This window comes from Alteromonas sp. MMG017, from assembly GCF_018100795.1.
In the GTDB taxonomy this organism is placed as follows: Bacteria; Pseudomonadota; Gammaproteobacteria; order Enterobacterales; family Alteromonadaceae; genus Alteromonas.
The window spans coordinates 490,836-504,230 of the sequence record NZ_JAGJDY010000003.1; the positions used below are offsets into that span (position 1 = coordinate 490,836).

Here is a 13,395-nt window from a genome sequence, read left to right on the forward strand (position 1 = left end):
AATCCCTAATGCACTATGAAACAACATAAAAAAAGCCAGTCACAAGGACTGGCTTTTCAGCGTTACCAATTACTATAAGGCAAGTTGCTTTGTACTAAATTACTTTGTACTAAATTACTTTGTACTAAATTACTTTGTGGTATTACTCATCGTCTTCCACTAACGTCATAAGAGATGTATTCCCTCCCGACGCCGTAGTATCGATACTAATGGTTTTTTCCGTCATTAAACGCTGAATCAACTTATCGTTATATTCTGCGGTGATCACTGGCAAGATAGCCCCTTCACGTGATGACAACATTGCGGTAATACGCGCAGTACGTTCTGTGCTTGAATCAACAACCACACCCGCTAAGTCTTCATCCATTAACAAGGCATCAAAGTGACCTAATCGTGCTACTTGGAATACCCCTTTAGGTGCGCCAGTAGACTCAAACTTGTTTTGAATTTCGATGGCTTCTTCGTAGAAGATTTCAGATACAACAGACACCACCGTGTTACCTGTGGCAAGCGCAGTCACAATAGAAAGCATCCAGTACTCAAACGATACATCTTTATCTGCGAAACATACCAAGGTGCCTCTAGGCTCAAGATAAAGTTTGTTAGATTCACCTGTAGGACCAGGAAGTTCTGTGGGTTTCGCTAACTTACGCTCAACACTGGTTAACTGCTGACGGGCAGTGGCTAAGGTGCGGTTTAAATCGTCGGCTAGGTCGTCAACAATGTCGACCTTAGCAATTTTAGCCAGTAACTGACGCACCATGGAAATACGATCATTTAAGGCCATATGACGCCACTGGGCTTCAACATCCTTAGCTTGATCCATCACCACATGGGCACGTTCGGCAATTTTATCATCACCCATTAGCGCATTATCAGTACCATCTACATCGTCTATTAACGTGGGTTTTGGTGTAGCACGTTCCATCATTAAGCGAGGCAAGTAATTTGGCCCACCGGCTTTTGGCCCCGTACCTGATAACCCGCGACCACCAAATGGTTGTACACCAACAATAGCGCCAATCATGTTGCGGTTAATATACACATTACCTGCACGGCTCTTCGCAGCAAGTTCGTACGCACGTTCTTCAATACGCGAATGAATACCCATGGTTAGGCCATAACCTGTACCATTGATTTGCTCAAGAACGTTGTCTAACTCTTTCGATTTAAAGCGTACTAAATGCACTACTGGGCCAAAGACTTCTTTTTCCAGTACATCTAAGTTATCAATTTGATAAAGCGTAGGTGGGAAGAAAGTGCCGTTTTCAGTACCTTCCGGCAGCTCGTTTCGATAAAGCAGTTTTCCTTTTCCTTCCATAAAGTCGACATGATCGGTAAGGCTCTTCAGTGCTTTTTCGTCAATCACTGGGCCCACGTCAGTTGCTAACAGGGTTGGGTCGCCAATGGTTAGTTCTTTCATGGCTCCGGTTAACATACTGATGAGATCGTCTGCAATTTCCTCTTGCACGAATAATACGCGAAGGGCTGAACAGCGTTGCCCCGCACTTTGGAAACCAGAATGAATAACATCATCAACCACCTGCTCTGGCAGGGCAGTTGAGTCCACAATCATGCAGTTTTGCCCGCCGGTTTCGGCAATGAGCGGCACTTGCTCGCCACCACGGTTGGCAAGTTCTTGCGAGATAAGCGTGCCCGTTTGGGTAGAACCGGTAAACATCACTGCTTTAATACGTTCGTCAGAAAGTAAGGTTTCGCCCACTTCTTTACCTGGTGCAATAATAAGTTTTAGCGCGTCTTCAGGTAAGCCTACCGACTGCATAATATCTACAGCACGTTTAGCCACCATACTGGTTTGTTCAGCAGGTTTAGCAACAACCGTATTTCCAGTAACCAGTGCTGCTGATACCTGACCTAAAAATATTGCTAGCGGGAAGTTCCACGGGCTAATACACAGCACCACACCGCGAGGTAACAAGCGCTTATCTTCTGCCAAATCTTGAGCACGGGCTGCGTAGTAACGACAAAAGTCGACCGCTTCACGTACTTCATCGATGCTGTCTTGCGCTACTTTACCCGCTTCACGCATACAAATAGCAATCAACTCTGCCATGTGGCGCTCTAGGGCATCGGCTGAACGATTAAGAATTTCAGCACGTTCTGACACATCGCGCTTAGACCACGCGTCGAAGCCCGCATCTGCATCATCTAGTGCTTTGCGCATATCATCAGGTTGTGCGTAATAATGGTAACCCACCACATCGTTGTGATTCATTGGATTACGAACCGCCGTTGCCCCTTCCGGTACACCGTCAGTCACGCTGTAATATTCTTGCCAGCGCTCAAGTTCATGCTGAAGTGCACTAACCGCATTCACATCGGTTAAATCTAACCCTCGAGAGTTGTCACGTTCAGGGGCATATAAGCCACGAGGGGTTTTAATTAATTTGTTGAAACGAACTTTAAGACGCTGAGTTTTTTCAACTGGGTCTTCAAGTAATGACTCAACCGGTTTTTCGTCATCCACAATCGCGTTAACAAATGAAGAGTTAGCTCCATTTTCTAGCAAACGGCGTACAAGATAAGCCAATAAGTCTTCGTGTTCGCCTACCGGCGCATAAACACGGCACTGAATTTTCTCTTCCGTCACTACTTTGTCATACAACGTATCACCCATGCCGTGTAAGCACTGGAACTCAAACCCTTCTTTATCATCGCCTGCAAGTTCAATAATTACTGATGCAGAGTAGGCGTTGTGAGTAGCAAACTGCGGGTACAAGGTATCGCGGTATTCTAATAAGCGGTTAGCACAAGCATGGTAAGACACATCAGTAGATGACTTACGGGTAAACACAGGGAACTCTTCTAAGCCCGCTTGTTGGGTAAGCTTAATTTCCGTATCCCAGTAAGCGCCTTTTACCAATCGCACCATTAACGAACGGCCAACTTCTAATGAAAGCACGCGTAAATGTTCAATTACATGAATAGCACGTTTTTGATAGGCTTGAACCGCAAGACCAAAGCCTGTCCAGCCATTTAAATCTTCATCACGGAATACCGCTTCAATAATATCGAGGGAAAGCTCTAAACGGTCGGCTTCTTCAGCGTCAACCGTTAAACCAATATCGTATTCTTTGGCCAGCATACACAAAGCTTTTAAGCGCGGCGGAATATCACGCATTGCGCGTTCTCTGTGTAAGAACTCAAAACGTGGATGTATTGCCGACAACTTAACTGAAATACCCGGCGAACGCTTAGGCCCACGGCCGTTAGCCGCTTTACCAATCACTTCAATAGCTTTAACGTAAGCATCGTAGTAGCGATCTGCATCTTCCATTGTACGGGCGCCTTCACCCAACATGTCGTAGGAATATACATAGCCTTTGGTTTCTTTTTCCTTCGCACGCTCTACCGCATCTTTTATGGTTTCACCCATAACGAACTGACGACCCATTACGCGCATGGCAATGTTCATTGCGCGGCGAATAACTGGCTCACCTAAGCGACCTAAAGTTTTTTTCAACAGGCCAAACTGTTCCTTCTTACGCTTATCGGCATAATTCACCATATTACCGGTAAACAATAAGCCCCATGCCGAAGCGTTCACGAATAAAGAATCTGAATTGCCAAGGTGTGGTGTCCACTGCCCTTTAGATAATTTGTCGCGAATAAGTTCGTCTTGCGTATCTCCATCGGGAACACGTAGTAAGGCTTCGGCTAAACACATCAGTACCACACCTTCAGAGGTGGATAATGAATACTCATTTAGCAATGCATCTACACCACCATGACCTTCTTGGTCGCGACGAATCTGTAATACCATTTTACGAGCGCGTTCCCACGCACGGCTTCTGGCACGAGGATTTACCTCAGCAATTGGTAAAATTTGATCCACAGCCACAGACTCACTAATTCGATAGTAGTCACGAATGCGCTGGCGTAGGGGAGATGTAGTATGAAGTGTGTCGTTAATGAGCATTGCAACCCTTTATTCGAAAAGCTGTAGAAAATGGTTCCGGTAACGGAATACAAGAATAACGTTACATGGAAAAAATGAATTAACAAGTAAAGCCTAGCTTTACTTGATGCGCCCCACCTAAAGTGTGCCGCGCTTGCGAATCTAAGTATTTAAACTTCGATCTTCTCAATGAAGATCACGATATCGCCGAAATTGCGCGGATACTAGCATAATTGCCTGTTTCGCCAAGCCCTGGCTGTCAACTTTTTGCACCACTGTGATAGGGCGTCTAAGAACGCGGGTGAATAACATTTCTTAAGTATTTTTATATAAGGCGGTGCTTCAGGAAATGTTAATTAAATGTTTAAAAATTCATGCATCGAGGTCAACATCTCCAATATAAGGTCTACACTAGATAATATAAAAAGTGGAGGTTTACGCTGATGTGGTTACGCAATTTTAGTTTAATTCAAAGGCTCAGTATCATTGTTGCGCTTACGGCGTTGCTATTTTTGGTGCTAACCGGTGCGGTATTAAACCAGCACTACAAGGCACTGAAAGAAAAGTCCTATAAAGAAAATCAACACCTCGTAGAAGTTGTTCATACCTTGCTTGCAAGCTTTGAATCCTTGGAAGGGGTAGACGAAGACGCTGCTAAACAGATGGCGCTGACCGCGGTTAGCCGCCTTAGGTACGATGAGAGCAACTATTTTTGGATTCAAGATGCCACCCCCGCTATGGTCATGCACCCCATCAAACCATCGCTTAACGGGCAAGATTTACGCAGCTTTAAAGACGGCAACGGTAAAGCATTTTTTGTGGAAATGGCGCAAAAGATAAAGTCTACAGGCAGTGGCTTTGTTGATTACGTATGGCCGCTTCCGGGAGAAGAAACGCCGGTCGACAAAATTTCGTATGTTAAAGAGTTCAAACCATGGGGCTGGACTGTAGGTTCAGGTATCTACTTATCTACCCTTGAAGCTGAATACGCCCACTTACGTAATTTGCTTATCGTTATTTGTATTATTAGCGTGCTACTGGTGGTAGCGCTTATCTTCTACATTGGCGGCAGTATTGTTAAGCCAGTTCAGGAAGTCACAGAACGAATGAAAGATATTGCCATGGGAGATGGGGATTTAACCCGTTCACTTCCTGAGTCGGGCCATGATGAAATAACGCGACTTGCTCGCTACTTCAATGAATATACCAATAAAATGCGCCAATCGTTGTTAGGTATACGCGAAAATATCACCGCCCTTACCCAGCAAGCCGTACTGGTTGAAAGCGTGAGCCAAGACAGCAACGGTCAGGCGCAAAGCCAAAATGAAAATATGATGCAAGTTGCCGTGGCCATGGAACAAATGACCACCCAAATCCAGCAAGTGAGCGAAAATGCAGATACGGCTGAAACCAGCACCAGCGGCGCACGAGCCAATGTAGAACAAGGCAGCAGCGTAGTAGAAAGTACCGTAAGTGATATTCGCTCATTAACGTCGAATATTGAGAGCGTGAGCCATGTGGTTACCGAGCTTGCTGAACAAACCAACAGTATTGGCGCAGTACTAGACGTTATTCGTGGCATTGCCGATCAGACTAACTTACTTGCACTTAACGCTGCGATTGAGGCTGCTCGTGCCGGAGAACAAGGGAGAGGGTTTGCCGTGGTGGCCGATGAAGTGCGCACCCTAGCCAGTCGCACAGGCCAAAGTACTGATGAAATTCAAGCTATGATTGAAAAGCTACAGAGCAATGCAAAAGCCGCCGTAGACGCCGTGCAAGTGAGTCAAAGTGCTTCAGCAAGTACGGTGGACAATGCCACTAAAGCGAACGAAAGCTTAAAAGAAGCCGACCGGCTTATGAATGAGATTTCAGGTATGAGTAGCCAAATAGCCCGGGCAACAGAACAGCAGGCTGAAGCCGCGAATGAGGCCAATATTCGTATCAACGCTTTGTCTGGTGCAGCTGATAGCAGTTTAAAAACGGCAGAAAAATTGGCTAGTGCCAGTCAGGCTCTCAAAGCAAGCTGTGTGGCTATAAAAGAAATTGCCAGCAAATTTAAACTTTAGTGAACCAAATTAGTCGTAAAAAGGAAGGTATTCACAGGTTTATACTACTTCCTGCGTATGGAAGTATTTAAAGCGGTGCTTTAGACTGGTTATCTACATCGTTAGATAACCAGCTAAACGTCGTTTACAAGGAGTGATATATGAGCAGTGATAGTAAAGGGATCCCAATCAAATATTGGGTATTGGGCTTTTTTGTTCTACTTATCTTAGTGTATGTTCTATTTGCTAATACCATTATTAAAGCCGTACTAGAGTCGAAATTAGGCGAGTCTTATGGCGCAGAAGTCAACATTGACGAATTTGATCACTCTTTATACCCTACCACTGTCACCCTTAAAGGCATTGGCTTAACCAACGCCACTAAGCCTTCGCATAATCAAGTGTTAGTTGGCGAAGCAAATGCTGACGTTGCCCTTATGCCGCTGTTGTCTAATCAAGTTGTGGTAAACAACCTCAATTTACTTGATGTGCAATTTGACCAAGTTCGAGAGCATGAAGGTGAAGTTTATCGGGTGCCAGAAAGCTCACTGTCTTACGATGAAATTAAAGCAAAAGCCAAAGAAGCCGTGCCTTCTGTTGACGAAATGCTTGCTCGTAACCCCCTTAAAACTACCGCCGCCGTTGCCGAAGCAAAAGAAGCCTATGCCACCTACTCAGAAGGCTTAAAGCAAGATTATGAAAACTTGCCTGATAAAGAACGCATCGACTATTACAAAACCCAAGTTGCTGCGCTTAAAGAAACGAATTACAAAGATCCTCAAGCTCTTATTCAAGCTAAATCGTCGTTAGATAAGTTAAAAGAAGAGATGAGTGCAGATCGTGCGCTTATTAGCAGTTTTACCGACAAAGCGTCGAATGCTAAGAGTGCATTAAGCCAATCGGTAAAAGCCTTAAAAGAAGCCCCCAGTGAAGACTATGCGTTACTTAAAGGGGTGATTGCGGGCGATGAAGCTGCACTATCTCAGGTGACTTATTTCGTATTTGGCGACAAAGCCGCTGAATACACCGAGTACTTGATGTCTGCCATGCAAATTGTGATGCCACTACTGCAAGGCGGAGATACGCCCGAAGAACCTGCAGCCGACATGCCTTCTATTTTGGTGAAGCAAGCTAACGTGTCTGTACTTTGGCAAAACGAGTCGATAAGCAGTTCGTGGCAGAACATTACCAACACCCACAGTGTGTTTGGTGACCCAACAACCTTTACCATTGAAGCGGCTGGCGACATGCTGAAGCAATTTACCTCAAGCGGTGAATTCTGGATTGATGAAAGTGGCGTAGATGCCAGCCAAGTTTGGGAGCTAGCTGGGGTGAATATGTCGAATATTCCAGTAAGCGGTAATGAAACCCTTAACGCGGTGATGAAAACTGCACTCATGGCCACTACAGGCTCAATGGAAGTGGTTGATAATCAGTTAAGCGGTAACGGTAAAGTTAACTTACAAGAGCTAGTGATGGAAGCCACAGGTACCAGCGACGTAACAAGCGCTATTGCCTCTGCACTGCAATCGTTAAGCAGTTTATCGATGACCATGCTACTTGATGGCACCTTAGCTAACCCAGGGTTTAACATTAAGTCAGATTTAGACAACAAACTGGCCCAAGCCGCGATTTCTCAACTCACCGCATCTCAGCAAGATAAGCTTGATGAACTTAATACCAAGCTGAATGCGATGGTTGCCAGTGAACAAGATGCCCTTTCTGGTGAATTGGTTGATATTAATTCAATGCTAAGTGCAGCGCAGGGTGATAGCAGTGCCTTACAAGAATTACTGCAAAGCCAGCTAAGCAGTGTGGTTGAAGAACAAAAGAATAAACTGTTCGACAAACTAAAAGGTAAATTAGGGCAAGGTGAATAAAGCACCTTTGATTCCTAAGCCCTTCGCGGCATAATAGGTAATAACGTAAGGGGCAGTTTACTGCCCTTTTTAAATTTTCCTCCGCTTACCAGTTTTCAGGTGATTTTGTGTGGCAAGATAAATGGCTTCCTATTGTACTCATCACCCTATTAGGGTTGTTGCAGTATCGGCTATGGTTTGGAAAAAACAGTATTCCTGACTACCTAAGTCGAGAGCAGGAAGTGAAAACTCAAGCGCAGCAAAACGCAAACCTTGCACAGCGAAATGCCCTATTAAACGCAGACATCACCGACCTAAAAGTAGGTCTAGAAGCCATTGAAGAGCGCGCTCGCAATGAACTAGGCCTGATTAAGCAAGGGGAAACTTTTTACCGGATTTTACCGCCAGAAACTAAGTGAGTAACATGACATCCTCCTCTGTGGTTGCGGTTATTCCCGCAGCTGGAATTGGCAGCCGAATGCAGGCTGATCGCCCAAAGCAGTATTTAACCCTTCAAGGAAAAACAATTCTTGAACACACCGTTGAAATACTTCTTAACCATCACGCCATTGATTACCTTGTTATAGCCATTAGTCCTCACGATACTTATTTCCCATCGCTTGCCATTGCCAATAACCCTAAGGTGAAAGTGGTAGAGGGTGGCAATGAACGGGCTGATTCTGTGCTAAATGCTGTAAACACCTTGCCAGACAATACTTGGGCGTTAGTGCATGATGCCGCGCGCCCTTGCGTAAATACCAATGACATTACTCAACTACTAACGGTGATGGATAATGAACAGGTCGCAGGTGGCATCTTAGCCTCTCGGGTTAGAGATACTATGAAACGAGGCGCTGCCAGCCAAGGGGCTGATATCAATTTCCCCACTGTGCTTCATACTGAAAGCAGAGAAAATTTATGGCATGCCCTTACGCCTCAGTTGTTTCCTACAGCGGTGCTTAAAAGCGCGCTGCAAGATGGCCTAGCTGCAGGCGCAACCATTACCGATGAAGCATCAGCCATAGAATACAGCGGCCGTAAGGTTGCACTTATTGATAGCGACCCAGCGAATATTAAAATAACCCACCCTGGGGACTTACCCTTGGCAGATTTTTACTTACATCAACGACAGAAGGCACAAGCAGAATGCGAATAGGACACGGTTTCGACGTTCATAAATTTGGTGGCGACGGCCCCATTGTTATTGGTGGTGTAAATATTGACTATGAACAAGGCTTAGTCGCCCATTCTGATGGCGACGTATTACTACATGCCTTATGCGACGCATTACTTGGCGCTGCGGCTTTAGGTGATATAGGCAAGCATTTTCCGGATACTGATGATGCCTATTCAGGTGCCGATAGCCGTGTACTGCTTAGGCATGTTATGCACGTAGTAAATGAAAAAGGCTATACCTTAGGCAACGCTGATATGACCATAGTGGCGCAAGCCCCAAAAATGGCACCGCATATTCAAGCCATGCGAGAAATCATAGCCAAAGACTGTCATTGCGAGCTTGATGCTATCAACGTGAAAGCTACCACGACAGAAAAATTAGGATATACAGGCAGAAAGGAAGGCATTGCTGCTCACGCGGTAGTGTTACTGGAAAAGATATGAAACCATTACATACCCAACACTGGAATTACTATTACAGTAAACCCGTTTCTACCGGCTTATTTAAGTTTCAAGCCGATGACTTTCAAGTGGTTGAGGATTTAGGCTACGAGCCCTGCGGTGAAGGCGAGCACCAGTTTGTCTTTGTTGAAAAAATTAATACCAATACTGCATTTGTTGCCGAGCAACTTGCTCGCTACACCAAATTACCCCTTCGCCAAGTGACGTATGCAGGTAGGAAAGACAAATATGCCCTCACTCGTCAGTGGTTCGGTTTACACGCACCAGGACAAGCTGATTTCGACTTCAGCGATTTTGAGCTAGAAGGTGTACGGGTTATTAAGCAAACTCGCCACAATAGAAAACTTCGTACAGGCCAATTAAAAGGCAATGCCTTCACCATTACGCTGCGTCAAGTTGTGCATCCAGAAGCTATTGAAGAACGCCTTCTGGAAATCGCCAAACATGGTGTGCCGAATTATTATGGCGAACAGCGATTTGGCGTGATGCGGGTGAACGAGCAAGGCGAAGTTCAGCGCGGTGGTAACCTTGCTATGGCTGAACGGATGATAAACGGTGAAACCATTCGCCACCGCAATAAGCGCTCTATGGCACTGTCAGCCTTGCGTAGCTGGTTATTTAATGAGGTCATTTCTATTCGTTTAGAAAACGAGACCTTCGATAAGGTACTTACCGGTGACGCACTGGTATTAACCGGCTCAAACAGCTTCTTTATTGACGATGATAAACAGCAAGACAGTCAGCAACGTTATGAAGATAAAGATGTATGTCCTTCGGCACCGCTATGGGGCAAGGGAGATTTAATCACCACGTCAGAAGCAAACGCCACCGAAGAGCAGGTTGCATCGAGTCACCCTGAAGTTATCGACTTTTTAGGGCAATGTGGCTTCGAGCAAGAACGTCGTGCTATAAAAATATGGCCATCGCAACTTGAATGGCAAAGTAAGGGTGATACATTAACGCTATCGTTTTCATTGCCTAGCGGTTGTTTTGCTACATCCGTACTTAGGGAATGTGTTGAAACCGTTTCCCCCATTCACAGTATTTAGTTGAGATTGCATGAAGATCCTAATGAGTAATGACGATGGTGTGTTTGCAAAAGGCTTGGCTGTTTTGCACGAGACCATTGCCAGCGAGCACGATATTACTGTTATCGCCCCCGATCGTAACTGTAGCGGCGCAAGTAACGCCCTTTCGTTACATCAACCCCTTCGCATTCAACGAATGGACAGTGGCTTTTATTCTGTTAATGGTACCCCTTCAGATTGTGTACACTTGGGTATCAGCCGAATTTTAAAAGATGACCCCGAACTGGTGGTATCTGGTATTAATCATGGTGCTAATTTAGGCGATGATGTCGTTTATTCTGGTACGGTAGCCGCGGCGACAGAGGGCAGATATATGGGCTTGCCTGCCATTGCCGTGTCGCTTGCCAGTAAGAAAGGTGAGAATTTTGAAACGGCAGCGCGGGTAGTGCTAGATATTATCCGTAAACTTCAATCTCATCCTTTACCTGCAAATCAAATTTTGAACGTAAATGTTCCTGATATACCCTATGATGAGCTTAAAGGTATAGAAGTTACCAGACAGGGTCGCCGACATCGTGCTGAACCTATGTTTGAAGATAAAGACCCGTTTGGTCAAACCATCTATTGGTACGGTCCAGCAGGTTCAGAACAAGATGCAGGCCCAGGTACAGACTTTCACGCAGTGGCAAACGGATATTGCTCCGTGACTCCACTTAGCGTTGATATGACTGCATACCAGAGCTTAGACAATATGAAAGAATGGTTAGCCAAGTAATCCAATAGTGCGCAGCCGATAATAAGGATAACAAGCACCACCATGAGAGCCTCCAGAAAAGGGGATGCGCTAGCACAGCTGCTTTATGACGAAGGAATCCGTTCGCAGCCGGTGCTCAATGCCATTGCAGGTACACCCCGGGAAACATTCTTACCTGATGCGCTTAAGCATAAAGCCTATCAGAATACAGCGTTGCCTATCGGGCAGGGACAAACTATTTCGCAACCTTATATTGTTGCGAAAATGACTGAACTGCTGCTAGATAGTCCGAATAAGCCTGAAAAAGTCTTAGAGATTGGTACAGGCTCTGGTTACCAGACCGCTATTCTTGCACAGCTTTTTTCGGCTGTATTCAGCGTAGAACGAATCAAATCGCTACAGTTTCATGCTAAAAGACGGATGAACCAACTCGATTTACACAATATCGCTATGAAACATGGCGATGGGTGGAAAGGGTGGGCATCCAAAGGTCCTTACGATGCCATTATTGTGACGGCTGCGGCCAGTAGTTTACCGCAAGATTTATGCGATCAATTAAAAGAAGGAGGCCGCCTGATCATTCCCGTAGGAAATGAACAGCAGTCTCTGTTGTGTATCGACAGGATAGAAGGCGAATTAAAAACCACCACCATAGAAGCGGTGCGTTTTGTTCCCTTAGTAGCAGGAGAGCTATTGTGAAATTGTTTGAGCCAATGTATGACATGGCACTTCGATGGGCTAGACACCGCCATGCGGTAAAATATCTAGGGGGGCTAAGCTTTGCTGAGTCAGTATTTTTCCCTATTCCGCCCGATGTCATGCTTGCGCCCATGTCGCTGTCTCAACCCGACAAAGCGTGGCGCTTTGCGCTAATTACTACACTTGCATCAATTTTTGGGGGCATAGCCGGTTATTGGCTAGGTTATTTTGCATTTGATGCTTGGCTATCGCCTATTATCGAAAGTTGGGGTTATACCCACAAGATAGAAACTGCCACGCAGTGGTTTGCCGACTACGGCGTATGGGTGGTGTTTGTTGCGGGCTTCTCCCCTATTCCCTATAAAGTCTTCACCACTAGCGCTGGCTTTCTTCAAATGGCCTTCTTTCCCTTTCTTATTGCCTCTGCTGTGGGCCGTGGCGCAAGGTTCTTCTTGGTCGCAGGACTTATGCGTTGGGGCGGTGCTCCTATGGAAGCTAAGCTTCGTCAGTATGTAGAAATATTGGGTTGGGGAGTTGTGTTACTGGCCGTTGCCGCATACCTCATCTTGCGGTAATAGCGCAGCGATGTCATACCGCATCATTCTAATTAGTGTTGTGCTACTGCTACTCCAAAGTTGCAGTAGCCGAACCGCCCCTGCCCCTGTTGTTTTATTAAATAGTCAAGCAGATCAAGAGTCTGGTGGATTCACATCAGATACTTATAAAGTGCAACCGGGCGATACCCTTTTCGGCATTGCTTGGTACACCGGCAATGACTATCGGGATATCGCGAAATTTAACAGCTTATCAGCGCCTTATCGCATTTTCCCCGGTCAAGAATTACGCATTTCTCCCCCGCCCAAAATGGTAAAAATTGCGCCGAAATCTAAGCCGCAGACCATTCGGTCAGCAGATCCGACCACGACCTCAGTAGACAAAAGTTTGATTGACCCCCCTATATCACAGGGGTATGGTGAAGGTGAAAAAGTTGTTAAGCGACAAAACGTTACGAGCGTCAAGAGGCCGTCAGAAAGCGTCAAAATAACGACACCCAACCATTTTCCTGACAAGGTTAAAAAGTGGGTTTGGCCAACGAAGGGCAAGGTTGTTGAAACGTTCAGTAAATCGGAGTCGGGCAATAAAGGAATTGATATCGCTGCCGCTAAAGGTACATCGATACACGCGGCAGCAGATGGAAAAGTTGTTTATTCAGGAAGCGCCTTAAGAGGCTACGGTAAATTGGTCATCATCAAACATACCGACACCTTTTTAAGTGCCTACGCATACAACGACACCATTATCGTCAAAGAACGAGACTGGGTGTCTGCGGGGCAGAAAATCGCCACCATGGGTGACAGCGGAACAAATTCGGTAAAACTTCATTTTGAAGTTAGGTATCGCGGAAAGTCTTTAGATCCACTGCGTTATCTGCCAGCTACACGACCATAATAAT

11 protein-coding genes are annotated in these 13,395 nt (G+C 45.6%); 10 read left to right on the top strand and 1 reads right to left on the bottom strand.

The annotated features are described in order from the left end of the window. Positions 1–142 precede the first annotated feature (142 nt). Positions 143–3,940 carry a bifunctional proline dehydrogenase/L-glutamate gamma-semialdehyde dehydrogenase PutA gene (putA, locus tag J8L84_RS06725; RefSeq protein ID WP_211070003.1) on the bottom strand — a complete coding sequence of 1,266 codons (3,798 nt, stop codon included), beginning with the start codon at positions 3,938–3,940 and terminating at the stop codon, positions 143–145. A 422-nt stretch (positions 3,941–4,362) separates the two neighbouring features. Here putA and J8L84_RS06730 point away from each other — a divergent pair, with 422 nt between their 5' ends. From J8L84_RS06730 to J8L84_RS06775, 10 genes are all read left to right on the top strand, one after another. Further along, a complete protein-coding gene (locus tag J8L84_RS06730) occupies positions 4,363–5,985 on the top strand; it encodes a methyl-accepting chemotaxis protein (RefSeq protein WP_211070004.1) in 1,623 nt (540 codons plus the stop codon). Between the two features lie 140 nt (positions 5,986–6,125). Continuing rightward, a complete protein-coding gene (locus J8L84_RS06735; protein ID WP_211070005.1) occupies positions 6,126–7,844 on the top strand; it encodes a TIGR03545 family protein in 1,719 nt (572 codons plus the stop codon). A 107-nt stretch (positions 7,845–7,951) separates the two neighbouring features. Next, complete coding sequence (ftsB, locus tag J8L84_RS06740; protein ID WP_013785529.1) at positions 7,952–8,242, top strand: cell division protein FtsB; 291 nt, start codon at positions 7,952–7,954, stop codon at positions 8,240–8,242. A gap of 5 nt (positions 8,243–8,247) precedes the next feature. Further along, entirely contained in the window at positions 8,248–8,979 is a 732-nt protein-coding gene (ispD, locus tag J8L84_RS06745; protein WP_211070006.1) for a 2-C-methyl-D-erythritol 4-phosphate cytidylyltransferase, read from the top strand. Beyond that, positions 8,970–9,443, top strand: a complete 474-nt coding sequence (gene ispF / locus J8L84_RS06750) for a 2-C-methyl-D-erythritol 2,4-cyclodiphosphate synthase (protein WP_211070007.1) — start codon at positions 8,970–8,972, stop codon at positions 9,441–9,443. The genes ispD and ispF overlap by 10 nt, the downstream gene beginning before the upstream one ends. Beyond that, a complete protein-coding gene (gene truD / locus J8L84_RS06755) occupies positions 9,440–10,510 on the top strand; it encodes a tRNA pseudouridine(13) synthase TruD (protein WP_211070008.1) in 1,071 nt (356 codons plus the stop codon). The genes ispF and truD overlap by 4 nt, the downstream gene beginning before the upstream one ends. Positions 10,511–10,520: 10 nt before the next feature. Further along, positions 10,521–11,264, top strand: a complete 744-nt coding sequence (surE, locus tag J8L84_RS06760) for a 5'/3'-nucleotidase SurE (RefSeq protein ID WP_057794115.1) — start codon at positions 10,521–10,523, stop codon at positions 11,262–11,264. A gap of 42 nt (positions 11,265–11,306) precedes the next feature. Next, positions 11,307–11,942: a protein-L-isoaspartate(D-aspartate) O-methyltransferase gene (locus J8L84_RS06765; protein WP_211070009.1), complete on the top strand. Its 636-nt coding sequence runs from the start codon at positions 11,307–11,309 to the stop codon at positions 11,940–11,942. Next, positions 11,939–12,517, top strand: a complete 579-nt coding sequence (locus tag J8L84_RS06770; RefSeq protein ID WP_211070010.1) for a YqaA family protein — start codon at positions 11,939–11,941, stop codon at positions 12,515–12,517. The genes J8L84_RS06765 and J8L84_RS06770 overlap by 4 nt, the downstream gene beginning before the upstream one ends. Positions 12,518–12,527: 10 nt before the next feature. Continuing rightward, a complete protein-coding gene (locus J8L84_RS06775; RefSeq protein WP_211070011.1) occupies positions 12,528–13,391 on the top strand; it encodes a peptidoglycan DD-metalloendopeptidase family protein in 864 nt (287 codons plus the stop codon). The last annotated feature ends 4 nt before the right edge of the window (positions 13,392–13,395 follow it).

What these genes read in the sequence shown, in the direction of transcription:
- ispF (WP_211070007.1), top strand. Translation starts at nt 8,970, where the DNA reads ATGCGAATAGGACACGGTTTCGACGTTCATAAATTTGGTGGCGACGGC.
- truD (WP_211070008.1), top strand. Translation starts at nt 9,440, where the DNA reads ATGAAACCATTACATACCCAACACTGGAATTACTATTACAGTAAACCC.
- putA (WP_211070003.1), bottom strand. Translation starts at nt 3,940, where the DNA reads ATGCTCATTAACGACACACTTCATACTACATCTCCCCTACGCCAGCGC.
- J8L84_RS06765 (WP_211070009.1), top strand. Translation starts at nt 11,307, where the DNA reads ATGAGAGCCTCCAGAAAAGGGGATGCGCTAGCACAGCTGCTTTATGAC.
- J8L84_RS06735 (WP_211070005.1), top strand. Translation starts at nt 6,126, where the DNA reads ATGAGCAGTGATAGTAAAGGGATCCCAATCAAATATTGGGTATTGGGC.
- surE (WP_057794115.1), top strand. Translation starts at nt 10,521, where the DNA reads ATGAAGATCCTAATGAGTAATGACGATGGTGTGTTTGCAAAAGGCTTG.
- J8L84_RS06730 (WP_211070004.1), top strand. Translation starts at nt 4,363, where the DNA reads ATGTGGTTACGCAATTTTAGTTTAATTCAAAGGCTCAGTATCATTGTT.
- J8L84_RS06775 (WP_211070011.1), top strand. Translation starts at nt 12,528, where the DNA reads ATGTCATACCGCATCATTCTAATTAGTGTTGTGCTACTGCTACTCCAA.
- ispD (WP_211070006.1), top strand. Translation starts at nt 8,248, where the DNA reads ATGACATCCTCCTCTGTGGTTGCGGTTATTCCCGCAGCTGGAATTGGC.